We start from the raw sequence: 24,052 nt of genomic DNA on the forward strand, positions 1-24,052 counted from the left end.
TCATTCCGAACCCGGAAGCTAAGCCCTCCAGCGCCGATGGTACTGCACTCGGGAGGGTGTGGGAGAGTAGGACACCGCCGGACTCAACGTGACAGGCGAGGGCCTCCCCGACAGGGGACGGCCCTCGTCTGCTTTTGTATGTCTGCTCCGCTAGTAACTTTGTGTGTCGAGGCAAGGCCCCGCTAAGCGAGGGACCGCCGTACCGGAAGGATTGACCCGTGACTACAGGACCGCAGGACGGCGGCTCCCGCGACCGCGACGACGACAACCGGGCCGGTGGTCGAGACTCGCGCGCTGGCGGCGAGCGCTCCTCGGGCGATCGGGACCGGGGCGGCTACCGAGGCGGCGACCGCGACCGGGGTGGCTCCGGCGACCGTGGCGCCAATCGCGGCGGCTCCGGTGACCGGGGTGGCTTCCGGGGTGGTGACCGCGGCGGATACGCCGACCGCGGCGGCTCCCGGGGCGGCGACCGCCCGCAGGGCGGGTTCCGGGGCGGCGACCGCGACCGCGGCAGCTCCCAGGGCGGCGGCGACCGGGGTGGTTTCCGGGGCGGTGACCGTCCGTCGGGCGGTGGCTTCCGTGGTGGTGACCGCGACCGTGGTGGTTACCAGGGAGGCGGCGACCGTCCGCAGGGTGGCTTCCGCGGTGGTGACCGTGACCGTGGGGGCTCGGGCGACCGCGATCGGGGCGGATACGCCGGCGGCGACCGGGGCGGTTTCCGTGGTGGTGACCGTCCGCAGGGTGGCGGTTTCCGTGGCGGTGACCGTGACCGTGGCAGCTCCCAGGGCGGCGGCGACCGGGGTGGTTTCCGCGGCGGTGACCGTCCGTCGGGCGGTGGCTTCCGTGGTGGTGACCGTGACCGTGGTGGTTACCAGGGCGGTGGGGACCGCGGTGGCTCGGGTGATCGCGACCGGGGTGGATACGCCGGCGGCGACCGGGGCGGTTTCCGCGGCGGTGACCGTCCGCAGAGCGGTGGCTTCCGTGGCGGTGACCGTCCGCAGAGCGGCGGGTTCCGTGGTGGTGACCGTGACCGTGGTGGTTACCAGGGTGGCGGCGACCGGGGTGGTTTCCGGGGCGGCGATCGTCCGCAGGGCGGTGGCTTCCGGGGCGGTGACCGTGACCGTGGCGATTCACGGGGTGGTGACCGTCCGCAGGGCGGTGGCTTCCGCGAGGGTGGCGACCGGGGCGGGTTCCGTAGCGATCGTCCGCAGGGTGGCGGCTACCGGGGTGACCGCGAGGGCGGCGACCGGGGCGGCTTCCGCGGCGGTGACCGCGGAGATCGTCCACAGAGTGGTGGCTTCCGTGGTGGTGATCGTCCGCAGGGTGGCGGTTTCCGTGGTGGTGATCGTCCGCAGGGTGGCGGTTTCCGTGGTGGCGACCGCCCGCAGGGTGGTGGCTTCCGAGGCGGTGACCGGCCCCAGGGTGGGGGCTTCCGCGAGGGCGGCGACCGGGGCGGGTTCCGTAGCGATCGTCCGCAGAGCGGCGGCTACCGCGGTGACCGCGAGGGCGGCGACCGGGGTGGCTTCCGTGGCGGCGACCGGCCCCAGGGTGACCGGCCCCAGGGCGGCGGCTTCCGCGGCGACCGTCCGCAGAGTGGTGGCTTCCGTGGTGGTGACCGTCCGCAGGGTGGTGGTTTCCGCGGTGACCGCGAGGGCGGCGACCGGGGTGGTTTCCGCGGCGGTGACCGCGGTGACCGTCCGCAGGGTGGCTTCCGCGGTGGTGACCGCGAGTCCGGCGGTGCGCGGGGCAGCTTCCAGGGTGGTTCCGGTGGGTTCCGCGGGGACCGTGACCGTGGTGGCTCCGGCGACCGGGGTGGCTTCCGCGGTGGCGACCGGGACCGCGGTGCTGACCGTGACCGTGGCGGGTTCGGCTCCGACCGGCCCGGCAACCGGTCCGGCGGCGGCTTCCGGGGTGACCGCGAGCGGCCGTACGGTGACCGGCCGCAGGGTGACCGGCCCCAGAGTGACCGGCCCCAGAGTGACCGTCCGCAGAGCGGTGGGTTCCGGGGCGACCGCGAGCAGAGTGGCGGGTACCGGGGCGACCGCGACCGGGGTGGCTACGGGCGGGACGACCGCGACCGTGGCGGCTACCGTGACGAGGCCGGCACCGAGGAGAACGCGTACCGGGCGCCGGAGATCCCCGACGACATCGCCGCGGCCGACCTCGACCCGGAGGTGCGTGCGGAGCTGATCTCGTTGGCCCGCGACACTGCCGACCAGGTCTCGCGGCACCTCGTGGCGGCCGGCCAGATCATCGACGACGACTCTGAGCTTGCTCTCCAGCACGCGATCGCCGCGCGGCGGCTCGCGTCGCGGATTGCTGTGGTGCGCGAGGCGGTCGGTCTGGCGGCCTACGCGGCCGGGGACTGGACGACCGCGATCGCCGAACTGCGCACCTACCACCGGATGACCGGCAAGCAGACGCACCTGGCCGAACTGGCCGACTGCGAGCGGGCGCTGGGCCGGCCGGAGCGGGCGATCGACCTGTACCGGGGTGCCGACATCGAGGCGCTCGACAAGGGCGGCGCGATCGAGTTGCTGATCGTGGCGGCCGGTGCCCGGGGCGACCTCGGGCAGCACGACGCCGCGGTGGCGATGCTCCAGGTGCGCGAGCTGACCTCGGACGACAACGCCGAGTGGGCGGCGCGGCTGCGTTACGCGTACGCCGATGCGCTCCTCGCCGCCGACCGGCGCGAGGAGGCGCGGGAGTGGTTCGCCCGGGCCGCGGCCGTCGACGACGACCAGCTGACGAACGCCGCCGAGCGGCTGCTCGAGCTGGACGGCGTCACGATCGAGGGCGACGAGGAAGAGGACGAGGACGACGCCGATGCCGGACTCGATCGCGAGGTCGATGACCAGGCGGACGGCGACGGGGACCGCGACGGCGATGACGTCGCTGACGACTACGACGACGAGTACGACGAGGACGAGGACGAAGAGGACGACGACCGCGCCGACGTGGCCGGCACCGACCTCAACACCGACGGGCTCGACGACGGCGACGACGAGGACCGCGAGGACGACGACGAGCGGGCCTACGACGACGCGGACGGCAACGCGGACGACGACGAGGACGACGACGACTTCGACGAGGTCGAGGACGACGAGGACGGCGACGAGGACGAGGTCGAGCAGGACGACGACCTGGCCGAGGGCCCGGACGGTGGCGTCAGCACCGACCAGCACGGGGAGTTCGACGACGCGCCGGCGACCGGACGGGCGGACGGCGACGTGAGCACCCAGCAGCACGGCGAGTTCGACGACGCCCCGGCGGCGGACAAGGTGGTCGAGGGGCCGGGCGGCGGTGTGAGCACCGATCAGCACGGGCAGTTCGACGACCGCGTCGCGGGGCCGGGCGGCGGTGTGAGCACCGACCAGCACGGGCAGTTCGACGACGGGGTCAAGGGCGACCGGGTCCGGGACGAGGACGCGAAGGCGGCCGACGACACGTTCGTGGGCGAGGCCGACCCGAAGCGCCCGCAGGAGTGAGCGGGATGCTGGCCGACGAGCACGACCTTGTCATCTTCGACCTCGACGGCGTGATCTATCTGATCGACAAGCCGATCGACGGTGCGTCGGCGGCGGTCGAGAAGCTACGTGCGGCCGGCACCCCGGTGGCGTACGCGACGAACAACGCGTCCCGTCGCGCCGCCGACGTGGCTGCGTTGTTGACCGGCATGGGCGTACCGGCAGCGCCGGACGAGGTTCTCACCTCGGCCGGCGCCGCCGCCGCGGTTCTCGCCCAGCGTCTCCCGAGCGGCTCTCCCGTGCTGGTTGTCGGGGCCGAGGCCCTCCGGGCCGAGGTCCGCGACGCCGGCCTGCAGGTGGTCGACGGCGCCGACGACAAGCCGGCCGCGGTCGTGCAGGGCTACGGCCCCGACGTCGGCTGGCGCGTGCTCGCCGAGGCCGCCCTGTCGATCCGGGCCGGCGCGACCTGGGTCGCCACCAACACCGACCGCACCCTGCCCAGTCCGCGCGGTCCGCTGCCGGGCAACGGCTCGCTGGTCGCCGTCATCCGCACCGCGCTCGACCGCGAACCCGACCTGATCGTCGGCAAGCCCGAGCCGGCCCTTTTCACCACGGCCGCCTCACTGTCGAAATCGGAGAAGCCGTTGGCGGTCGGCGACCGCCTCGACACCGACATCCAGGGCGCGGTGGGCGCCGGCATGCCGTCGCTGCTCGTGCTGACCGGCGTGAGTGGCCCGGCCGACCTGCTGGCCGCGCCGCCCGAGCAGCGTCCGACCTACGTCGCGGCCGACCTCTCCGGCCTGTTCCGCCCGGCGGCCGAGTCGGCCCTGCCGGCCGAGGGCGACGACGTCGACGGCTGGCACCTCGACCGCCACGACGGCTCGGCCATCCTCACAGGCAGCGGCGACCCGGTCGCGGCTCTGCGCCTGCTGTGCGGTGCGACCTGGAACGGCGTACGCGTGCAGGCTGCCTCCCCGGAAGCGGAAGCTTTGTTCGAGACCTGGGGTTGGAAAGCGGCCTGAACGAGATGTCCGAAAGCCGCCAGCCTGGGGGAGGCGGGGCGGCGAGCATGGAGTCATGCACATCGTTCCGGGGCTCAAGGTCCTCTACTTCGGTACGCCCGTCGTCCTGATCAGCACCGTCAACCCGGACGGGAGCGCGAACCTGGCGCCGATGTCGTCGGCCTGGTGGCTCGGTGAGTCGGCGATGCTCGGGATGGGCAACAGCAGCCAGACCGCGGCCAACCTGCAGCGGCACGGCGAGTGCGTGCTCAACCTCGCGTCGTCGGATATGGCCGACGCGGTCGACCGGATCGCCATGACCACCGGGAACCCGGAGATCAAGCCGTACCGCCGGACGCAGGGGTACGTGCACGTCAAAGACAAGTTTGCGCTCGGTGGATTCACGCGGCAGCAGTCCGATCTGGTGGAACCTCCACGGGTGAAGGAGTGCCCGATCCAGCTCGAGTGCCGGGTGGTCGAGGGGCGCGCGTTCGATGAGAGCGCGACCGGCTTCCAGGTGCGGGTGCTGCGGGCGCACATCGAGGACGAACTGGTGGTGCCGGGGACGCACTACGTCGACGCGCGGCGGTGGGACCCGTTGATCATGAAGTTCTGCGAGTTCTTCGGCGGCGGCGTGAACGTCCGGCCGTCGCGTCTGGCCGAAGGCTGGCAAATGCCGGTGCTGCAACCGCAATGAGCCGCGGGCTTGGCGGCGTCGCGGGCGGTAGATCGCATTCGAGTTTGGCGGCCGGCCCCCGCCGCGGCCTCGCCCGCCGCGGCCTCGCCCGATGCGCATCGTCCGCTGCGCATCGTCCGCAACGCCGCCGGCATCGCCGCCGTTGCAGGGGGCGAAGACGTTCAGCAGCAGGCGGCAGCCGATTTCTACACGGTGACGTCGAACCGGCTGTTGCGGCGGCGGGTGAACTCCTCCCGGTCGGAGTCCATCTGGGCGCGGTCGGCGGCCACGATCGCCGGCTCGGCGTGGGTGGCGATGTCGCTGAGGACCTGGGCCCGCTGCGCCTGCATCTGGGCCCAGGCGGCGTACGCGTTCCAGCGCGCCGATTCGGCGGCCGCGGCGATCTCCTCGACCATCATGGCGGTGACTCCTGCCGTCTGCGGGACGTTGCGGGTGACCCCATCGGCCCGGGTCCGGCAGGCATGAGCCGTTTCTTAGAGAAGTTTGCGGAGCTTCAGCAGATCAAACGGGTTAGCGCTGAGGGACACCTGCCGGGAGGCGATCGCGCGGGCCAGGTCGAGGCGGCCGGCCACCAGCGCGACCAGGTTGTCGCTCGAGGTGCTCAGCGCGATCTTGGCCTTGGGGTTGTCGCCGTCGGCGATGTCGAGCAGACGGCCGCCGCTGAGCCGGGCGCTGAACGCGGCCGCCAAGTCGGTGATGCGGCAGGCCAGGGTGCGCTCCAGGTCGAGCCGGCCCTGGGCGTCGACCGCCGAGTCGAGCTTGGCAGCAAGGTCGTGCAACGCCTGACGGCACTCGTCCACGGTCGCCATGGGACACCCTCTCTCCGCGACACCCGCTGTGCGTACCGCACGGTACCTCACGAAGTCTCATGAACCGCCCGGTAGCGTGGCACCCGACGAGTTGCCCCGAGAGGAGCGGATTCATGCCGGACGCATGGCGGGCGTATCTTGAGATGGCGCTCGGATTGACCGAAGCGCCCCGTAAACGAGCCCAGAAGGTCGCCGGAGATCTGGTCAACCGCGGTGGTGCGACGGCGGTCCAGCTGCAGGGCCTGGTCGAGGATCTGCTGCAGACCAGCATGGCCAACCGCGAGGCGCTGACCAACATCGTGCGATACGAGGTCGATCGGGCGCTCGGCGTGGTCGGCCTGGCCACCGCGGAAGAGGTTTCCGAGCTGACCACCCGGGTGCGCGACCTGGAGAAGCAGTTGCGCGAGGCCGAGTCGCGCGCCGCGACCGCCGAGGGCGGCCCGGCCCAGGTGAAGGCCGCACCCGGCAAGGCTGCACCCGGCAAGGCTGCACCCGGCAAGGCTGCACCCGGCAAGGCCGCACCCGGCAAGGCTGCACCCGGCAAGGCCGCACCGGTGAAGGCTGCGCCGAGCAAGGTGGCACCGGTGAAGGCTGCCCCGAGCGACGCGGCACCGGTGAAGGCTGCCCCCAGCAAGGCAGCACCGGTCAACGCCGACCCGCGCAAGGTCGCCAAGAAGGCGGTGGCGAAGAAGGCCGTCGCCAAGAAGGCGCCGGCGAGGAACGCGGCGGCCGAGCCGTCGGCACCCGTCGGCACGGCGGCATCGCCGGTTGCGCCGGTCAAGGCGGCGGCTGCCGCCACGGAGCTGCCGCCCACCACGTCCGCCGAGACCGCGGCGGCGGATGCTGATGTGCTGACCGAGTCGATCGGTGACGAGCTGTCGGCTTCCCAGCGCGAGGCGCTGCGGGCCGCGGCGGCACCGGCTCCGGCCAAGAATGCGGCTCCGGCCAAGAAGGCGGCGCCGGCCAAGAATGCGGCTCCGGCCAAGAAGGCGGCGCCGGGCAGGAAAGCGGCGGCCAAGAAGGCGGCCCCGGACAAGAACACGACCGCAGCGAAGAGGGCGCCGGCGAAGAAGTCCGGGCCGACGAACACGACGCCGACGGAGGCGTGACACCGTGACCTTCCCGCACAGCCCGCAACTTCCCAAGCCGGGGCCACCCCCCGGTGGGTTCCGGCCCGGGCCTCCGCTTGCGCAGCAGCAGGCGTACGCCGCCCCGGCCGCCCCCGCCGAAGACCCGGTCGTCCCGGCCGACGACGAGGCCGGGACCGAGACAGAAGCCGGGACCGGGACCGGGCACCCCGCGGTCGACGCCGTGCTGCGGTCTCTGGAGAACGCGTCCCGCCTGCCGCCGGGCGCTCAGATCGCCGAGTACGAGGCGGCTCACCAGGTGCTGCAGGAAACTCTGGCGAGCATCGACGGCTGATGTCGCGTACGGAAAAGGGGTTTGCCTGATGGCGCGCCGTGCGCGCCTGGACGCCGAGCTGGTCCGGCGCAAGCTGGCCCGGTCGCGTGAGCAGGCCGCCCAGCTGGTGGAGGCCGGCCGGGTGCAGGTGCACGGCACCGTGGCCCGCAAGGTGGCCGCGATGATCGATCCGGCCGACCCGGTGCTGGTGACCGGGGAGGATCCGGCGGACGACTATGTCTCGCGGGGTGGCCACAAGCTGGCCGGAGCGCTCGCCGCCTTCGGGCCGAGGGGTCTGACCGTGACCGGTCGGCGCTGTCTCGACGCGGGCGCTTCGACCGGCGGCTTCACCGATGTGCTGTTGCGCGCGGGCGCGGAACGGGTCGTCGCCGTCGACGTCGGCTACGGGCAGCTGGCCTGGCCGATCCGCACGAACGAGCGGGTCGACGTCTTCGAGCGGACGAACGTGCGTGCGCTGACGCCGGAACAGATCGGCGGTGTGGTCGATCTCACGGTCGCCGATCTGTCGTTCATCTCGCTGCGGCTGGTGCTGCCCGCGCTGACCGCTTGCACGGCGCCCGGCGGTGACCTCGCGCTGATGGTGAAGCCGCAGTTCGAGGTGGGCAAGGAGCGGGTCGGGGCGGGTGGCGTGGTGCGGGACTGGCCGCTGCGGGCCGAGGCGGTGTTCGACGTGGCGACCGCCGCCGCCGGGCTGGGCCTGGGCGTGGCCGGGGTGACCGCGAGCCCGTTGCCGGGGCCGAGCGGGAACGTCGAGTTCTTCGTCTGGTTCCGCCGGGATGCGCCGCCCGCCGATCGGGGGGAGATCGACCGAGTTGTCGCCGCCGGGCCGTCCGGGGAGGTAACTTCTGCCGGGCCGTCGCCGTCATCTTCTGTGGAGGACTCATGAGCCGCTCGGCGCTGCTGGTCACGCACACCGGGCGCCGGCAGAGCACGCAGCACGCCGAGGCGGTCGCCCGTGATCTGCTCGCGGCCGGCTTCGAGGTGCGGGTGATCGCCGAGGAGGTGCGCGACCTCGAACTGCCCGCCGGCGTGACCCCGGTCGACGACCCGGCCGCGGCCGAGGGCGCCGAGATCGTGCTCGCGCTGGGTGGTGACGGCACGTTCCTGCGGGCGGCCGAGCTGGCCCGGCCGGTCAAGGCGCCGCTGCTCGGCATCAACCTGGGCAAGGTCGGGTTCCTGGCCGAAGTGGAGATCGACCACCTCGACGACGTGGTCAAGGACATCATCGCCGGCACCTACCGGGTGGACGAGCGCCTGACGCTCGACGTCCGCGCCGAATACGAGGGCCGGCTGATCGCCGAGTCGTGGGCGCTCAACGAGGTCAGCGTCGAGAAGGGCCAGCGGGCCCAGATGCTCGAGCTGATGGTCGACGTCGACGGGCGGCCGCTGTCCCGCTACGGCTGCGACGGCGTGGTGTGCGCAACCCCGACCGGCTCGACCGCCTACGCGTTCTCCGGTGGCGGCCCGGTGGTCTGGCCCGAGGTGGAGGCGTTGCTGCTGGTGCCGATCAGTGCGCACGCGTTGTTCAGCCGGCCGCTGGTGACCGCGCCGACGTCCACCTTCGTGCTGACCGTCGACCCTTACACCTCGTTCGCCGTGCTCTGCTGTGACGGTCGCCGCACCTGGGATCTTCCGCCGGGTGCGAAGGTCACGGTCGAGCGGGGCCGGCTTCCCGTACGCCTGGTGCGTCTGGGCCCGCGGCCGTTCACCGACACCCTGGTGGCGAAGTTCGCTCTTCCCGTTGAGGGCTGGCGCGGGAATAGACGCTGATCAAGCCGGGCCCGTTGGGCAAATGTCAGGGGGCCCCGATACTGTCTGCCGTGTGCTGGAGGAACTGCGGATCACCGGGCTCGGTGTCATCGACGACACCACCCTGCGTCTGACCACGGGCATGAATGTGATCACCGGCGAGACCGGTGCCGGTAAGACGATGGTGGTCACCGGGCTGGGCCTGCTGTTCGGCGGCCGGGCCGACGCCGGGCGGGTGCGGGCCGACCCGGGCCGGGCGGTGGTCGAGGGCCGTCTGCGGCTCGGCGGCAAGCTCGCCGACACCGTGCTGGCCCGCATCACCGAGGCCGGCGGCGAGCCCGACGACGACGGGTCGCTGCTGCTCAGCCGCACCGTCACGATCGAGGGCCGGTCGCGCGCCCACGTCGGCGGGCGGAGCATGCCGGTGTCGATGCTGAGCGAGGTCGGCGACCAGGTTCTGGCCGTGCACGGTCAGTCCGACCAGTTGCGGTTGCTGCGCCCGTCCGAGCAGCGGGGTTCGCTCGACCGGTTCGCCGGCCCCGACCACGAGAAGCTGCTGCAGACCTACCGCGAGACCTACACCCGCTGGCGCTCGGTGGTCGACGACCTGGCCGACCGGCGGCGCAACGCGCGCGCCCGCTCTCAGGAGTCCGACCTGCTCAAGCTGGGCCTCGACGAGATCAGCCGGGTCGATCCCCAGCCGGGGGAGGACGACGAGTTGCGCACCGAGGCGCAGCGGCTCGAGCACGCCGAGGGGCTGCGGCTGGCCGCCGCCCAGGCCGCGCAGGCGCTGGCCAGCGGGGTCGAGGTGGCCGACGACGCGCCCGACGCGACCGAGCTGCTCGGGCTCGCCCGCCGCACCCTCGAGGCTGAGTCGGGCACCGATCCCAAGCTCGGTGAGCTGGCCGCCCGCCTCGAGGAGGCGGCCACCCTGATCGGTGACGTCTCGTCCGAGCTCTCGGCCTACCTGGGCGAGCTCGACGCCGACCCGGCCCGGCTGGAGCAGATCTACGAGCGCCGGGCCGCGCTGCGCGCCCTCACCCGCAAATATGCCGACGACGTCGAGGGCGTGATCGCCTGGGCGGAAAATGCGCGCACCCGCCTGGCCGCGCTCGACAGCTCCGACGAACTGCTCGACGAGCTCGACAAGGAGCGTCAGCGCCTGGCCGTGCAGGTCGGCGAGCTCGCCGGCAAGCTGACCGCGGCCCGCGCCGAGGCGGCGGTCCGGTTCTCCGAGGCGGTCAGCGTCGAGCTGGCCGGCCTCGCGATGCCGCACGCGCGGGTCGAGGTCGCGGTGCTGTCCCGGCCGGTCGGCCGCGACGAGCCGACGGTGACGGTCGACGGCGACGAGGTGGCGGCCGGCCCCGACGGGGCCGATGAGGTCGAGTTGCGGCTGGTGGCCCATCCGGGTGCACCGTCGCTGCCCCTGCAGAAGGGTGCCTCGGGCGGTGAGCTGTCCCGGGTGATGCTCGCCATCGAGGTGGTCTTCGCCGGCGCGGGCGGTCCCGAGACTCTGGTCTTCGACGAGGTCGACGCCGGTGTCGGCGGTCAGGCCGCGGTCGAGATCGGCAAGCGGCTGGCCCGGCTCGCCCGCACCCATCAGGTGCTGGTCGTGACCCATCTGCCGCAGGTGGCCGCGTTCGCCGACCGCCACCTGGTGGTGGCGAAGGACACCGGCGGCGCGATCACGACCAGCGGGGTGCGCGTCGTGGAGGAGACGGAACGGGCACGTGAGCTGGCTCGCATGCTGGCCGGCCTGCCCGACTCCGACCTGGGCATCGCGCACGCCGAGGAGCTGCTCGCGGTGGCGGCCAAGGAGAAGCGACGCTGACGCCTTCCCAGCCATCACGCTGACCTGGGAGAATTGCGGGCCACGGCGGGGGAGAGGCGGCTTTATGCCCGATTTGTGGGTGAGATCGCGCATGTCGCGTACGGGGCGCGTGATGCGTCGTGTCAGGATGGCCGTGATGCGACTTCCCACCCTACGACGAGCCCGCAGCGCCGATCCGGATGCCGTCACCGGCACCGCGCGCCTCGACCGCCGGACCAAGCGTCTGACCGGTCGGCTGCGCCCCGGCGACATCGCGGTGATCGACCACGTCGACATCGACCGGGTGGCCGCCGACTCGCTGGTTGCCGTCGGCGTCGCGGCGGTGCTCAACGCCAAGCCGTCGATCTCGGGCCGCTACCCCAATCTGGGCCCCGAGGTGCTCATCAAGAACGGCGTGGTGCTGGTCGACAACCTGGGTGAGGAACTGTTCGAGCGCCTGCACGAGGGCGACCTGGTCAGCATCGACGGCGACGCCGTGCTGCTCGGCGGCGAGCCGGTCGCGACCGGGGTCCGGCAGGACGCCGACACGGTTGCCGCCTCGATGGCCGACGCCCGCGAGGGCCTGTCGGTGCAGCTCGAGGCGTTCGCGGCCAACACCATGGAATATCTGAAGCAGGAGCGCGACCTGCTGCTGGACGGCGTCGGCGTGCCCGAGGTGCAGACCCGCATCGCCGGCCGGCACGTGCTGATCGTGGTGCGGGGTTACGACTACAAGGAAGACCTCGACGTCCTCCGGCCGTACATCCACGAATACAAGCCGGTGCTGATCGGCGTCGACGGCGGGGCCGACGCGCTGGTCGAGTCCGGCTACACGCCCGATCTGATCATCGGCGACATGGATTCGGTCACCGACGACGTGCTGCGCTGTGGTGCCGAGGTGGTCGTTCACGCCTATCCGGACGGCCGCGCTCCCGGTCTCGAGCGGGTCCGCAAGCTCGACGTCCCGGCGCTGACCTTCCCGGCCGCCGCGACCAGCGAAGACCTGGCCATGCTGCTGGCCGACGACAAGGGCGCCACGCTGATCGTCGCGGTGGGCACGCACGCCAACCTGGTCGAGTTCCTCGACAAGGGCCGCGGCGGCATGGCCTCGACCTTCCTCACGCGGCTCAAGGTCGGCGGCAAGCTGGTCGACGCCAAGGGCGTCAGCCGGCTCTATCGGCAGAACATCTCCGGGTCCGCCCTGCTGCTGCTCATCCTCTCGGCGATCGCCGCGATGGCGTCCGCGGTGGCGGTGTCGACCGTCGGAAAGGCGTACCTCACCGTGGTTTCCGAGTGGTGGGACAATCTCGTCTTCCAGCTGGGACACCTTTTCTAACAACGTCGGGGCTTTCGTCGTGATCAACTTTCGGTACCACGTGGTTTCGCTCACCGCGGTCTTCCTCGCCCTGGCCATCGGCCTGGTCGTGGGCACCGCCGCGCTCAACGGGCCGGTGTCCGACAGCTTGCGCTACCAGCTCGACGCGCTGAAGAAGGACAACAGCAACAAGCGCGATCAGGTCGACCAGTACCGCGACCAGATCAACCGCAGCCAGGACTTCGCCACCCAGATCGCCCCGACGCTGCTCAACGGCAAGCTGACCGGCCGTCGCATCGTGGTGGTGGCGCTGCCCGACACCGGCGACTACATGGCCGGCGTGGTCTCGATGCTGCAGATCGCCGGGGCGACGGTCACCGCCAAGGTGACGGTGCAGGACAAGTTCTTCGACCCCAACGTCGGCACCGAGCTGCTCGACCTGGCCAGCCAGTCGTCGCAGGGCACGATCCCGTTCGAGTGGCTGCCGGTCAACAGCGACGGCGTCGAGACGGCCAGCGCGCAGCTCGCCCTCGCCCTGATGCAGCGGATCGGCGGCGCGCAGCCGGCCGCCGACGACGTGACCGCGGTGCTGACCGCCTACACGAAGGCCGGCTACATCTCGGTCGACGAGAAGCAGGCCAAGGCGGTCGGGGGCGCCGAGGGCACGGTGATCGTCTCCGGGCCGCCCGCGGTCGACAAGGACGCGGCCAAGAAGAGCCAGTCGGCGGTCACGCTGGCCACCCAGTTCAGCAAGGGCCGGCCGGTGGGCGCGACGGCCGCGCCCGCCCGCCCCCTGGTGATCGCCGGCGACGGGGTCGGTGACGGCAACCTGATCTCGGCCGTGCGGGGCGACCCGACGCTGGTCAAGGGAATCTCCACGGTGGACAACGCGAGCACCGTGCAGGGCCAGCTCGTGGCCGGTATGGCCACGGTCGAGCGCATGGTGCAAAACAAGGTCGGCCAGTACGGGCTGGCGGCCGGCGCCTCATCGCTGGTGCCGAAGGCCGCCGGTTAGCGCGCGGTCCGTAGACTTCCCTGCCATGGCCATTGGAGTCCTCCGGGCGTTCGGCGTCGGCGCAACCGTCGCCCGCGGTGCCCTCAACTGGATCCTCAGCGACCAGAAGTCGTCCGGCCTGGTCCGGACCAACTTCCGAGGCCGCCAGGTGACGCTGGCCGGCGGCCCGGCCCTCGCCATCGGTGCGACGGCCGGCGCGGTCGTCGGGGCGCCCGGCATGCGAGCCAAGGCGGCCGCCCTGACGGCGGGCGCGGTCTCGGGCGCGGTCGGCTTCTACGACGACGTGGCCGGCAACCGGCCCGAGCAGCAGGGTGTCAGGGGCTTCGCCGGGCACCTGGGTGCGCTGCGCGACGGCCAGGTCACGACCGGCCTGGTGAAGATCGCCGGGGTCGGCGCGGCCGGGCTGGTCGCCTCGTCGCTGCTCGGCAGCGGCCACACCGGGTTCCGCCGCGGCGTCGACGTGCTGCTCGGCGCGGGCGTGATCGCCGGCATGGCCAACCTGGTCAACCTGCTCGACCTGCGGCCCGGCCGGGCGATCAAGGCCGGTCTGGTGACGGGCGTGCCGCTGGCCGTCGGCCCGGGTGGCGGCATCGCGGCGGGCACGCTCGGTGCGGCGGGCGCCCTGCTGCCGGCCGACCTGGGCGAAGACGTCATGCTCGGCGACTCGGGGGCCAACGCCCTTGGCGCCCTCCTCGGCGTGGCGCTGGCCGCCCGTACGGGCACCGCCGGCCGCCTCCTCGCGCTGACCGTGCTGGCGTCGCTCACCGCGGCCAGCGAGAAGGTCAGCTTCACCAAGGTCATCGCGGAGACGCCGTGGCTCCGCGCGGCCGACGAACTCGGCCGCCAGCCCGTCGCGTGACCGACCCCCTCGAGACCGACGCCGCGACCCCCGCTTCAGCCCCCACGGTCAAGGTCGCCGGGGCGGCGGCGCTGATCGCCGCGCTGACCGTGCTCGCGCGGATCGCCGGGTTCGCCCGGACGACCGTGTTCTCCTACGCGGTCGGCGATCGCGGGCTGGCCGACATCTACTACGCGGCCAACACCATCCCCAACATCGTGTTCGAGCTGGTCGCCGGGGGTGCGCTGGCCAGCCTGATCGTGCCGCTGCTGGCCCAGCACGTGGCGGCGGGCGACCGGGCGCGGGTCAACGCGGTCACGTCGGCCCTGCTCACCTGGGTGCTGTCGCTGACCGTGCCGCTCGCCGTCGTGATCGCGCTGGCCGCCGGCCCGATCGCCGGGCTGCTGCACAAGGTGCCGCCGGGGGAGCAGGACCTGGCCGCGAGCATGCTCCGGGTCTTCGCGCCGCAGCTGCCGCTCTACGGCGTCGGCATCGTGCTGACCGGGGTGCTGCAGGCCCATCACCGCTTCGCCTGGCCGGTGATCGCGCCGCTGCTGTCGAGCCTCACCGTGCTGTCGTCCTATCTGACCTACGCCGCGATCGACGGCGCCCGGTCGGGGTTCGAACACCTCACCAGGGCGGGTGAATACTCCCTCTCGGTCGGCACCACCCTCGGCGTCGTCGTGCTCGCCCTCTGCCTGCTGATCCCGCTGAGCCGGCTGCGCCTGCGGTTGCGGCCCAGCTATCGGTTCCCGGGCGACGAGGGGCGGCAGGCGGTGCGGCTCGGCTGGGCCGGCGCGGTCACGGTCGGCTCCCAGCAGGTGGTGATCCTGCTGATCGTCGGGCTCGGGACGCAGGTGCTGGCCCAGTACAACTACGCACAGACGATGTTCCTGCTGCCCTGGGCAGTGCTGGCGGTGCCGCTGGCCACCGCGGTCTACCCGCGGCTCTCGGCCGCCGCGGCCCGGCACGACGAGCCGGCGTACGCCGAGCAGCTGGCCGGCACGACCCGCTCGGTCATGCTGCTGGCCTGCCTCGGTGCGGGTGCGCTGGCGGCGCTGGCCGGTCCGGGCGCCCGCCTGATCGGCAGCCCCGGCTCGGCGCCCGGCATCGTCGGGTTCGCGCCCGGGCTGATCGGGTGGAGCCTGTTCGCGATCCTGTCCCGCGCGCTTTACGCCCGGGGTGCCACCGTCGCCGCGGCCGTCGCCTCGGCGGCCGGGTGGGCGGTCGCCGGCGTGGTGGTCGTCGTGATCAGCGCCACCGCCGGCGGTACGGCCCAGCTGGTCGGGCTGGGTGCGGCGAACGCGGCCGGGATGAGTGTCATCGGGGCGTTGCTGGTTCACGCCGTACGGAAAAATGCCGGACCCGACGCACTGGCCGGACTCGCCCGGGTAACCGTGGTCGGTATCGTGGCGGCGGCTGTCGCCGCGCTCGCCGGATGGGCGACGGTGGCCGGTGTCGGACATCTGATCGGCGGCACCCCGACCGTGGTCGGCAGCCTGGTTCAGGGCATGCTGGGCGGTGCCGTGGTCGTGGTGGTGTTCGTGGCGGTGGCCTTCCCGCTCGACCGGCGCGACATGGCCCCGCTGGCGATGACGCTGCGGCGCCGCATCCGCCGCTGAAAGGGAGAGTTCGTGGGCGACGACGGATGGCGCGGCTCGGTTGCGCTCGTGCTCGGCTCCGCCACCGGCGGCGTCGGCCGGCACGTCGCCTCGATCGCCCGGGGTCTGCTCGCCGCCGGGTGCGAGGTGCTGGTCTGCGGGCCGGCCGCGACCGACGAGCTGTTCGGCTTCGGCGCGCTCGGCGCCGCGTTCGTGCCGGTGGAGATCCCGGCCAACCCGGGCGCGCAGGACGCGGGCACCATCCGCCGGATGCGGGCCGCCCTGGCCAGCCGGCCGATCGACGTGGTGCACGCGCACGGCCTGCGGGCCGGTTTCGTCGTCGGGCTGGCCCGGCCGGGTGTGCCGCTGATCGTCACCCTGCACAACACCGTGCTGGCCAAGGGGTTGCGCGGGCAGGCCGGTGCGCTGGTCGAGCGGATCGTCGCACGCAACGCCTCGCTGGTGCTCGGCGCTTCCGAAGACCTGGTCGAGCGGGCCAGGCTGGTCGGTGCCCGGCACGTCCGGCTGGGTGCGGTCGCCGCGCCGGAACTGGCCGCGCCCAGGCGCAGCCGGGCCGCGGTGCGGGCCGAGTTCCGGCTGCGGCCCGAGACACCGCTGATCCTGTCGGTCGGCCGGCTGCACCCGCAGAAGCGGTACGACCTGCTCGTGACCGCGTCGGCCCGGTGGAGGTCGCTGACCCCGGCCCCGGTAGTCGTGATCGCCGGGTCCGGCCCGAGCTACATGTCGCTGGCCCAGCAGGCGTCCGAGCAGCATGCGCCGTTCCAGCTGCTCGGTCGCCGGTCCGACGTGCCCGACCTGCTGCTCGGCGCCGATCTGGCGGTGGTGACGAGCGACTGGGAGGCCCGGCAACTGTTCGCACAGGAGGCGCTGGCCGCGGGCGTACCGCTGGTGGCGACCGCGGTGGGCGGGCTGCCCGGCCTGGTCGACGACGCGGCCGTCCTGATCCCGCCGGACGATGTCGACGCGCTCGACCTGGCGGTCCGCCAGATGCTGGCCGATCCGGCGGCGCGGGCCGACTATGCGGCCCGCGGTCCCCGGCAGGCGGCGACCTGGCCGAGCGAGAAGGACACGGTCTCCGACGTACGCGCGGCATATGCCGAAGTGACAAGCCGTTGAGGCGCATGCCCTGGGGGCCGCCGGTCCTGGTGGTGCTCGCGGTGATCGCGAGCCTGGCCGGTCTGACGATCAACCCGAAGACCGTCGCGGCCCCGCCGACCGTCGACTACGTGATCGTGGCCGGGGCGGCCGGGCTGCGCTGGGAGGACATCGACCCGCAGCGCACCCCCAACCTGTGGCGCGAGGCCACCCAGGGTTCGATCGGCTGGCTGTCGGTCAAGTCGGCGCAGCGGGTGACCTGCCCGGACGACGGCTGGGTCACGGCCGGCGCGGGCAACTACGCGGCCTGGCCGCCGCTCAACCCGCTCGGGCCGTGCTCCCTCGACCCGCCCGCGATCACCCAGCCCGACCAGATCGGCGCCGACCTGACCGACCAGGCGCTGGCGGTGCGCGAAAACCAGGACCGGCTCTCGTTCGGGGCGGTGCCGGGCGCGCTGGCCGAGTCGGTGCGGTGCACGACCGCGTTCGGCCCGGGGGCGGCGCTCGCCGCGGCCCGGCCGTTCGGGCGCGTCGACAAATACCAGCCGGCGCTGACCGGCGACGTGAAGACCCTGCTCAGTTCGTGCCCGATCAGCATGGTCGACCTGGGCACGATCACCGGCTCGGGCGCCGACCGGCAGGCCGCGGTCGAGCAGGCCGACGCGGCCCTGGCCAAGGTGCTGGCGGCCCGGCCCGACCGGTCGCTGATGCTGATCGCCGGGGTCTCCGACACCGACCGCACCACCCGGCTGCACGTGGCGATCGCCGAGGGCGCCGGCTGGGACGGCGGCTGGCTGACCTCGGCCGGCACGGGCCGCGACGGCTACCTGCAACTGGTCGACCTGGCCCCGACCGTGTTGTCGGCGCTCGGCAAGGCGGCGCCGGAGAAGCTGTTCGCCGGGCGGACGGCCACTATCGTCGACGGCAAGCCGGCCGACCTGACCAAGGCGGTGCAGGGCAGCCACAACGCCGATCAGCGGGCGGGCGCCCAGCATGCGGTAGCCGAGATCTTCTTCAAGGTCCTGTCGATCGTCCAGTTGCTCTTGTTCCTGCTGATCGTGCCGGTGATGGGCCGGGCCCGGCGGCATGCCGGGCCGACCGGACCGGCGTTGCCGCCGCCGCGCCTGGTGGCGGCGTTCGAGGTGGCGCTGATCGCGGCCGCGCTGGCCATCCCGGCCGCGCTGCTGGCCGACGCGTCGCCGTGGTGGCAGGCGAAGCATCCGGCGTGGTGGTTCGGGCTGGTGACCTTCGCGCTGGTCGCCGTCGGCACGGCGGCGGTCCGGTCCGCCCCGCGCTTCCGCCGCACGCTCTGGCCGATCGGCGCGGTCGCCGTGATCGGCACCGTGGTCGTCGGCGTCGACCTGCTCACCGGCGCCCAGTTGCAGCTCAACGGCGTCGCCGGCTATTCGGCGATCCACGGTGCGCGCTACGCGGGGGTGGGCGGGGTCGGCCTCGGCGTCTTCGTCAGCGGCCTGCTCGTGGTCTCCGGCTGGGCCGCCCAGTGGGTGCGCAAACCGTGGCGGCCGCTGGTCTTCGTGCTGCTCGGCGGGGTCGGTGTGGTCATGGTCGGCAGTCCCTTCCTGGGCGCCGACCCGGTCGGCGCGATCGCGGTGACCGCCGGGGTCTGCGTGGCCGCGGCGATCAGCACCGGCGGCTGGCTGACCTTCCCGCGCATCGCGTGGGCTGCGCTGGCCGGCCTGGCCGTCACGATCGGGTTCGCGGTGGTCGACCTGCGCCGGCCCGCACTCGAGCAGGGCAGCCTCGGCCGGTTCCTCTCCGCGATCGCCGGCGGCACCGGCGGTCCGGCCGTGCAGCGGGCCGCCTCCTCCAACGGTCAGACCCTGCTGGAAAGCCCGCTGACGGTCCTGGCGGTCATCGGCGTCCTGATGCTGGCCTTCTGCCAGTTCTCCCCGTGGGGTGGACTGCAGCGGGTTTTCGGGCTGCATCCGGCGCTGCGGGCGGCCGGCGCCGGCACGACGGTGGCGACGCTGATCGCCGGGGCCCTCGGCGGGTCGGCGCTCACCGTGGCCGGTGCGGCGGCGGCCGCGACGGTGCCGACCGCGGTGCTGACCGCGCTGCGGGTGCTGCTGCACGCGGCGGACCGTACGCGTGCGTTCCCGGTTTTGTCCGAACCGGACAAAACCGGTGTGGTCTCGAAGACACGCGCTCCGAGCAGCCCGAACGCAGGTCCGGCGAGGTAGGTGTTACGGTGAACTCCCGTGGATGGGGTGTTGCCCCGGCCGCATTCCTGACAACGGCGACCACGGGAGCACGGCGTTGGCCTCATCAGTGCGCGAGACGCGGCACATTTTCGTCACCGGGGGCGTCGCCTCCTCGCTGGGCAAGGGGCTCACGGCCTCCAGCCTCGGCAATCTACTGACCGCGCGCGGACTGCGGGTCGTCATGCAGAAGCTCGACCCCTATCTCAACGTCGATCCGGGAACGATGAACCCGTTCCAGCACGGTGAGGTGTTCGTCACCGAAGACGGCGCCGAGACCGACCTGGATGTCGGGCACTACGAGCGGTTCCTCGACCGGGCGCTGTCCGGCAAGGCGAACGTCACCACCGGGCAGGTCTACTCGGCGGTCATCGCCAAGGAGCGGCGCGGCGAATACCTCGGCGACACGGTGCAGGTGATCCCGCACGTGACGAACGAGATCAAGGAACGCATCTTCGCGATGGCCGACGTGGACGAGTCCGGCCGGACCCCGGACGTCGTCATCACCGAGGTCGGCGGCACGGTCGGCGACATGGAGTCGCTGCCGTTCCTCGAGGCGATCCGCCAGGTGCGGCACGAGGTCGGCCGCGACCGGGTGTTCTACCTGCACGTCTCGCTGGTGCCCTACCTGGCGCCGTCGGGCGAGCTCAAGACCAAGCCGACCCAGCACTCGGTGGCGGCGCTGCGCAACATCGGCATCCAGCCCGACGCGCTGGTCTGCCGCAGCGACCGCGAGATCCCCGAGAAGCTCAAGCACAAGCTCGCGCTCTACTGCGACGTCGACCGCGAGGCCGTGGTGGCCTGCCCGGACGCGCCGAGCATCTACGACATCCCGAAGGTGCTGCACCGCGAGGGCCTCGACGCGTACGTGGTGCGCCGCCTCGGCCTCTCGTTCCGCGACGTCGACTGGGCCACGTGGGACGACCTGCTCCAGCGGGTGCACCACCCGAAGCGCACGATCACGATCGCGCTGGTCGGCAAATATGTTGACCTCCCCGACGCGTACCTCTCGGTGAGCGAGGCGATCCGCGCCGCCGGCTTCGGCAACAACGTCAAGGTCCAGCTGCGCTGGGTTCCCAGCGACGACTGCGAGACCATGGCGGGCGCGGCCGCCGCCCTGAAGGGCGTCGACGGCATCGTCATTCCGGGCGGGTTCGGCGTACGCGGCATCGAAGGCAAGATCAACACCTCCCGGTACGCCCGCGAGAACCAGATCCCGATCCTCGGCATCTGCCTCGGACTGCAGTGCATGACCATCGACGTGGCGCGCGACCTGGCCGGCCTGAGCGGAGCCAACTCGCTCGAGTTCGACGAGCAGGCGCCCTACCCGGTGATCTCCACGATGGCCGACCAGGAAGACATCGTGGCCGGCAAGGGCGACCTCGGCGGCACCATGCGGCTGGGCGCCTACCCGGCCGTGCTGCAGCCCGGCTCGGTGATCGCCGAGGTCTACGGCGACACCGAGATCTCCGAACGGCACCGCCACCGCTACGAGGTCAACAACGACTACCGCCGCAAGCTCGCCGACGCCGGTCTGGTCTTCTCCGGCACCTCCCCGGACGGCCGGCTGGTCGAGTTCATCGAACTCGACCGCGAGACCCACCCCTACTTCGTGGCCACCCAGGCCCACCCCGAGCTCAAGAGCCGGCCGACCCGGCCGCACCCGCTCTTCGACGGCCTGGTGCGGGCCGCGGTCGCGTACGCGGCGGCCGACGAACTCCCGGTGGTGGCCTCGTGACCGCGTTCACCCACGAGACGACCGGGCGCACCAGCCGCTACGAGGGGCCGATCTTCCAGGTCTACAGCGATCAGGTGACCATGCCCGGCGGGCACACGGTGACCCGGGACGTGGTGGAGAACCTGGGCGCGGTCGGCGTCGTCGCGCTCGACGACATGGGCCGGGTCGCGCTGATCCGGCAATACCGGCACGCGGTCGGCCAGCGGCTGTGGGAGCTGCCGGCCGGCCTGCGTGACGTCGACGGCGAGGGGCTGGTGCACGGGGCGGCCCGCGAACTGGCCGAGGAGGCCGACCTCGTCGCCGGCCGCTACGACCTGCTGATCGACCTGCACACCTCGCCCGGGTTCAGCAACGAGGTCATCCGGCTGTTCCTGGCCCGGTCGCTCTCGCCGGTCCCCGACTCCGACCGCTTCCACCGCACGGACGAGGAGGCCGAACTCGAGGTCGCCTGGGTCGACCTGGATGAGGCGGTCGCGATGGTCTTCCGCGGCGAGATCACCAACGCGGCGGCAGTCGGCGGCCTGCTGGCAACCGCCCGGGCCCGCGACGAGGGATGGGCGACGCTGCGACCGGTCGACTGACGCACGTCACGACCTGGGACGGCCCGCCGGAAGCCACGCCGGCGGTCCTGGTTCACGGGACGTTCTCGTGGGGGACGCTGACCTTTTCGGGTCAGCGTCCCCTCGCCGCTTCCCGCCGGCTGCTGGTGCCGGATCGGCGCGGGTTCGGGGCCAGCCCGGGGTCCTACAGCGACTACGCGGTCGACGCGACCGACGTGATCTCACTGGTCGGCGAGGACGACGGAGCTCATCTGGTCGGCCACTCGTACGGCGGGACCGTGGCGATGCTGGCCGCGGCGACCCGGCCCGACCTGGTGCGTTCGCTGACGTTGATCGAGCCGTGTGCGCACCAGGTGGCCGCCGATGTGCCGGTCGTCGCCCAGGCCATCGAGGACGGCCGGCGCTTCATGGAGTCGGCCCGGCGCGGGACGGCCGAGGAATACATTGCCGCGGCGTACGGGGAAAGGCCGCGGCCGTCGCCAGCCGCCTGGCTCACCCGGGCCGCCGAGACCGCGCTGGGGGAGCGGCCGTGCTGGCTGGCCTCGCTGGCGACGGCACCGATCCTCGAGGCGTCGTTCCCGAAGCTGGTGATCGTGGGCGGGTGGGAGGTCGTGCCGCCCGGCTACCTTCCGGGGATGGCCGGGCTCATGCAGGCGGTCTGCTCGCGGGTTGCGGAGCGGATCGGTGCCCGGTTGGTGCGGGTGCCGGGGGCCGCCCACGAGGTGCAACGTGAGCAGGCCGGCGTGGTCAACTCGCTGCTCGGCTCGTTGTGGACGGCCGCAGATAGGCCAGCATCGCCGCGATGAGCTCCGGGCTGCCCGCGACTGTGCCGTGGTTGCCGGGGATCTCCGCGTAGCTGCCGTGCGGCAGGGCGGCGGCCAGGTCCGGCCCAGAGGCCGCCCGCTCGTCCTCGGCGCCGATCACCACCAGGGTCGGCGTCGGTACGGCCGTCAGCGCTTCGGCCGGCGTGGCGACCAGCGAATCGAGGACGTGGATCAGCGGCGAAGGGCCCCCGGCCTGCTTGCGGAAGGCCGCACCGGCGCCGCCGCCGAGGCCTCGCACCTCCCGCAGCCCCTGCCCGCCGACGATCGCCCGCCGCGGCCGGGCGCCTTTCACCAGCATCCGTACGACGATGCGCGCACCGAGCGAATAGCCGGCCAGGTCGTAGTCGTCGAGACCGAGGTGTTCGACCAGCGCGAGCCCGTCGTCGGCCAGCACATCGGGCGGATAGAACCGCTTGTCGTCCGGATGGGCACTGCGGCCGTGGCCGCGGAAGTCGGGCCGGATCACGCGGAAGCCGGGAAACTGCTCGGGCCGCCAAAACGATCCGTCGCCCATGAAGCCGTGCAGAAGAACCAATGGGCGACCCTCGCCGGCGTCCTGATAGGAGAGACCGGGGCCGAATTCGGGCACGGAGCGGAGCGTATATGACCCCTATGAGCCGGGACTGTCCTGCCGGCTCAGGAACTCGTCGATCCGGCCGGTCCACCCGCGTACGTCCTCGGCCGTTCCCGAGACGTGCAGCGTCGCGTGCGGCATGGTGGCCGTCAGGTATTCCGCCGTCGAGACCGGATGCACCGGGTCGGTTTCCCAGGCCAGGATCAGCGTCGGGTGCTCCACCGCCGCCAGCGCCTCGGCCGGCGGCAGATCGGTGGTCGCCGCCCCGCGCAACACCCACGGCAGCAGTTCCTCGGTGACGTCCGCATCGATGCGGTAACTGTCCACCGACTCGAAGATGGCCGGCTTGGGGAACTGGGCCATCCCGGCCGCCCACGCCGCCTTGCCGTCCGCCTCGATCGTCTTGGCCCACGTCTCGTACATGCCGGCCGCCCCGGCCCGCGTCTCCCCGGTGGTCGGCGGGATCGTCAGCACCAGCCGCCGGAATTTGCCCGGCCGCCGCACCGCCGCCCACAGCAGCGTGCCCGTGCCCATCGACCCGCCGGCCCAGTCGACCGGTCCGGGCCCGGCGACCTCCGCCATCGCGAGAAGGTCGTCGGCCAGGCTCGGCCAGGTGTAGTCCTGCGCCAGCCGGCGGCCGGTGGACTGACCGTGACCGCGGGCGTCGTAGCGCAGCAGGTGCCTGGTCGCCGCCAGCGCGCCCGGGTCGAGCAGCCCGAGCGAGTCCTCGGCGGCCCGGCTCAGCAGCACCCCGTGCGAATATCCGAGCGGCGGCCCGTCTCCTTGGACCTGATAGGCAAGCTCGGCCCCGTCCCGACTCAAAATCAGATCGACCATCTGCCCAACGCTAGTCGGGGCGGGGGCGGCGCTGCTCCGCGAGGCGGCCCAGCGCGGCGGCCAGCTGGGTCAGCTCGGCGGGCGACAGGCCGGCCAGCACGGCCGGCGGTTCGTCCATGATGTCGCGGGCGATGACCACGGCGGAGCGGCCGGCCTGGGTCAGCGCGACCATCTTGCGGCGGCGGTCGTCGGGGTCCGAGGTGCGGGTGGCCAGGCCGAGCTGTTCGAGCTGGTCGACGATGGCGGTGGCGTACGGCTTGTCGATGCGCTGGGCCTCGGCGATGTCGCTCAGGGAGTGCGGGCCGTCGCCGAGCATGAGCAGCACCTGCACCTTGCTGCGCCCCTTGGCCAGGCCGTCGCCGAGGGCCTGGCGGAGCCGGTGGCGGGGGGAGTGGCGCTCGACGAAGTCGCGCATCAGCGCCCACACCTGGGCGGCGTCGTCGGTGGTCATCGTCGGGTG

The 24,052-nt window shown here is 72.7% G+C and carries 22 protein-coding genes and 1 pseudogene; 17 read left to right on the forward strand and 6 right to left on the reverse strand.

What is annotated here, in order from left to right:
* Positions 1–1,130: 1,130 nt before the first annotated feature.
* The gene (locus tag ACIA5C_RS45715; RefSeq protein WP_396067207.1) at positions 1,131–2,285 is read right to left on the reverse strand and encodes a hypothetical protein; all 1,155 of its coding nucleotides are present in this window, start codon (positions 2,283–2,285) and stop codon (positions 1,131–1,133) included.
* On the opposite strand from ACIA5C_RS45715, the pseudogene ACIA5C_RS45720 reads away from it, so the two are divergent.
* From ACIA5C_RS45720 to ACIA5C_RS45730, 3 genes and pseudogenes are all read left to right on the forward strand, one after another.
* Positions 2,190–3,029, forward strand: a pseudogene (locus ACIA5C_RS45720) (hypothetical protein); the annotation flags it as partial. The gene ACIA5C_RS45715 and the pseudogene ACIA5C_RS45720 overlap by 96 nt on opposite strands.
* A 464-nt stretch (positions 3,030–3,493) precedes the next feature.
* On the forward strand, positions 3,494–4,489 hold the full coding sequence (locus ACIA5C_RS45725; protein WP_396067048.1) for an HAD-IIA family hydrolase: 996 nt from the start codon (positions 3,494–3,496) through the stop codon (positions 4,487–4,489).
* A gap of 55 nt (positions 4,490–4,544) precedes the next feature.
* The gene (locus tag ACIA5C_RS45730) at positions 4,545–5,165 is read left to right on the forward strand and encodes a flavin reductase family protein (RefSeq protein ID WP_396067050.1); all 621 of its coding nucleotides are present in this window, start codon (positions 4,545–4,547) and stop codon (positions 5,163–5,165) included.
* Positions 5,166–5,350: 185 nt separating this feature from the next.
* Here the strand turns inward: ACIA5C_RS45730 and ACIA5C_RS45735 are convergent, their stop codons facing one another.
* Both ACIA5C_RS45735 and ACIA5C_RS45740 read right to left on the reverse strand, forming a co-directional pair.
* Positions 5,351–5,563 carry a hypothetical protein gene (locus ACIA5C_RS45735; RefSeq protein ID WP_396067054.1) on the reverse strand — a complete coding sequence of 71 codons (213 nt, stop codon included), beginning with the start codon at positions 5,561–5,563 and terminating at the stop codon, positions 5,351–5,353.
* A gap of 75 nt (positions 5,564–5,638) precedes the next feature.
* Positions 5,639–5,974, reverse strand: a complete 336-nt coding sequence (locus tag ACIA5C_RS45740; RefSeq protein ID WP_396067056.1) for an alkyl sulfatase C-terminal domain-containing protein — start codon at positions 5,972–5,974, stop codon at positions 5,639–5,641.
* Positions 5,975–6,087: 113 nt separating this feature from the next.
* Between ACIA5C_RS45740 and ACIA5C_RS45745 the strand changes: the two genes are divergently transcribed.
* The 14 genes from ACIA5C_RS45745 (at position 6,088) to ACIA5C_RS45810 (ending at position 22,163) form a co-directional block, all read left to right on the forward strand.
* A complete protein-coding gene (locus ACIA5C_RS45745) occupies positions 6,088–7,083 on the forward strand; it encodes a hypothetical protein (protein ID WP_396067058.1) in 996 nt (331 codons plus the stop codon).
* 4 nt (positions 7,084–7,087) lie between these two features.
* A complete protein-coding gene (locus tag ACIA5C_RS45750; protein ID WP_396067060.1) occupies positions 7,088–7,396 on the forward strand; it encodes a hypothetical protein in 309 nt (102 codons plus the stop codon).
* Positions 7,397–7,424: 28 nt separating this feature from the next.
* On the forward strand, positions 7,425–8,282 hold the full coding sequence (locus ACIA5C_RS45755; RefSeq protein ID WP_396067062.1) for a TlyA family RNA methyltransferase: 858 nt from the start codon (positions 7,425–7,427) through the stop codon (positions 8,280–8,282).
* Positions 8,279–9,166 (forward strand): NAD kinase, encoded by an 888-nt coding sequence (locus ACIA5C_RS45760; RefSeq protein WP_396067064.1) that lies wholly within the window; start codon positions 8,279–8,281, stop codon positions 9,164–9,166. The genes ACIA5C_RS45755 and ACIA5C_RS45760 overlap by 4 nt, the downstream gene beginning before the upstream one ends.
* A 52-nt stretch (positions 9,167–9,218) precedes the next feature.
* Positions 9,219–10,976 (forward strand): DNA repair protein RecN, encoded by a 1,758-nt coding sequence (gene recN / locus ACIA5C_RS45765; RefSeq protein ID WP_396067066.1) that lies wholly within the window; start codon positions 9,219–9,221, stop codon positions 10,974–10,976.
* A 136-nt stretch (positions 10,977–11,112) separates the two neighbouring features.
* Positions 11,113–12,291 carry a putative cytokinetic ring protein SteA gene (steA, locus tag ACIA5C_RS45770; RefSeq protein WP_396067069.1) on the forward strand — a complete coding sequence of 393 codons (1,179 nt, stop codon included), beginning with the start codon at positions 11,113–11,115 and terminating at the stop codon, positions 12,289–12,291.
* A 19-nt stretch (positions 12,292–12,310) separates the two neighbouring features.
* Positions 12,311–13,285, forward strand: coding sequence for a copper transporter (locus ACIA5C_RS45775; protein WP_396067071.1), 975 nt, complete (start codon positions 12,311–12,313; stop codon positions 13,283–13,285).
* A 25-nt stretch (positions 13,286–13,310) separates the two neighbouring features.
* A complete protein-coding gene (locus ACIA5C_RS45780) occupies positions 13,311–14,144 on the forward strand; it encodes a hypothetical protein (RefSeq protein WP_396067073.1) in 834 nt (277 codons plus the stop codon).
* Positions 14,141–15,745, forward strand: coding sequence for a murein biosynthesis integral membrane protein MurJ (murJ, locus tag ACIA5C_RS45785; RefSeq protein ID WP_396067075.1), 1,605 nt, complete (start codon positions 14,141–14,143; stop codon positions 15,743–15,745). Before ACIA5C_RS45780 ends, murJ begins: the two co-directional genes overlap by 4 nt.
* A 12-nt stretch (positions 15,746–15,757) precedes the next feature.
* The gene (locus ACIA5C_RS45790; RefSeq protein WP_396067077.1) at positions 15,758–16,861 is read left to right on the forward strand and encodes a glycosyltransferase family 4 protein; all 1,104 of its coding nucleotides are present in this window, start codon (positions 15,758–15,760) and stop codon (positions 16,859–16,861) included.
* A 5-nt stretch (positions 16,862–16,866) separates the two neighbouring features.
* The gene (locus ACIA5C_RS45795) at positions 16,867–19,041 is read left to right on the forward strand and encodes a hypothetical protein (protein ID WP_396067079.1); all 2,175 of its coding nucleotides are present in this window, start codon (positions 16,867–16,869) and stop codon (positions 19,039–19,041) included.
* A 76-nt stretch (positions 19,042–19,117) separates the two neighbouring features.
* The gene (locus tag ACIA5C_RS45800; protein ID WP_396067081.1) at positions 19,118–20,797 is read left to right on the forward strand and encodes a CTP synthase; all 1,680 of its coding nucleotides are present in this window, start codon (positions 19,118–19,120) and stop codon (positions 20,795–20,797) included.
* The gene (locus ACIA5C_RS45805; RefSeq protein ID WP_396067083.1) at positions 20,794–21,378 is read left to right on the forward strand and encodes an NUDIX domain-containing protein; all 585 of its coding nucleotides are present in this window, start codon (positions 20,794–20,796) and stop codon (positions 21,376–21,378) included. The genes ACIA5C_RS45800 and ACIA5C_RS45805 overlap by 4 nt, the downstream gene beginning before the upstream one ends.
* Positions 21,351–22,163 carry an alpha/beta fold hydrolase gene (locus tag ACIA5C_RS45810; protein WP_396067086.1) on the forward strand — a complete coding sequence of 271 codons (813 nt, stop codon included), beginning with the start codon at positions 21,351–21,353 and terminating at the stop codon, positions 22,161–22,163. The genes ACIA5C_RS45805 and ACIA5C_RS45810 overlap by 28 nt, the downstream gene beginning before the upstream one ends.
* On the opposite strand, the gene ACIA5C_RS45815 is transcribed toward ACIA5C_RS45810, so the two are convergent.
* Genes ACIA5C_RS45815 through ACIA5C_RS45825 form a run of 3 tightly spaced genes read right to left on the reverse strand, consistent with a single transcriptional unit; the run spans position 22,105 to position 24,043 of the window.
* Positions 22,105–22,770 (reverse strand): alpha/beta fold hydrolase, encoded by a 666-nt coding sequence (locus ACIA5C_RS45815; protein WP_396067089.1) that lies wholly within the window; start codon positions 22,768–22,770, stop codon positions 22,105–22,107. The genes ACIA5C_RS45810 and ACIA5C_RS45815 overlap by 59 nt on opposite strands.
* Positions 22,771–22,791: 21 nt before the next feature.
* Positions 22,792–23,592, reverse strand: coding sequence for an alpha/beta fold hydrolase (locus tag ACIA5C_RS45820; RefSeq protein WP_396067091.1), 801 nt, complete (start codon positions 23,590–23,592; stop codon positions 22,792–22,794).
* Between the two features lie 10 nt (positions 23,593–23,602).
* The gene (locus ACIA5C_RS45825) at positions 23,603–24,043 is read right to left on the reverse strand and encodes a MarR family winged helix-turn-helix transcriptional regulator (RefSeq protein ID WP_396067094.1); all 441 of its coding nucleotides are present in this window, start codon (positions 24,041–24,043) and stop codon (positions 23,603–23,605) included.
* Positions 24,044–24,052: the final 9 nt, after the last annotated feature.

This window comes from Actinoplanes sp. NPDC051343, from assembly GCF_044455125.1.
Lineage (GTDB): Bacteria > Actinomycetota > Actinomycetes > Mycobacteriales > Micromonosporaceae > Actinoplanes.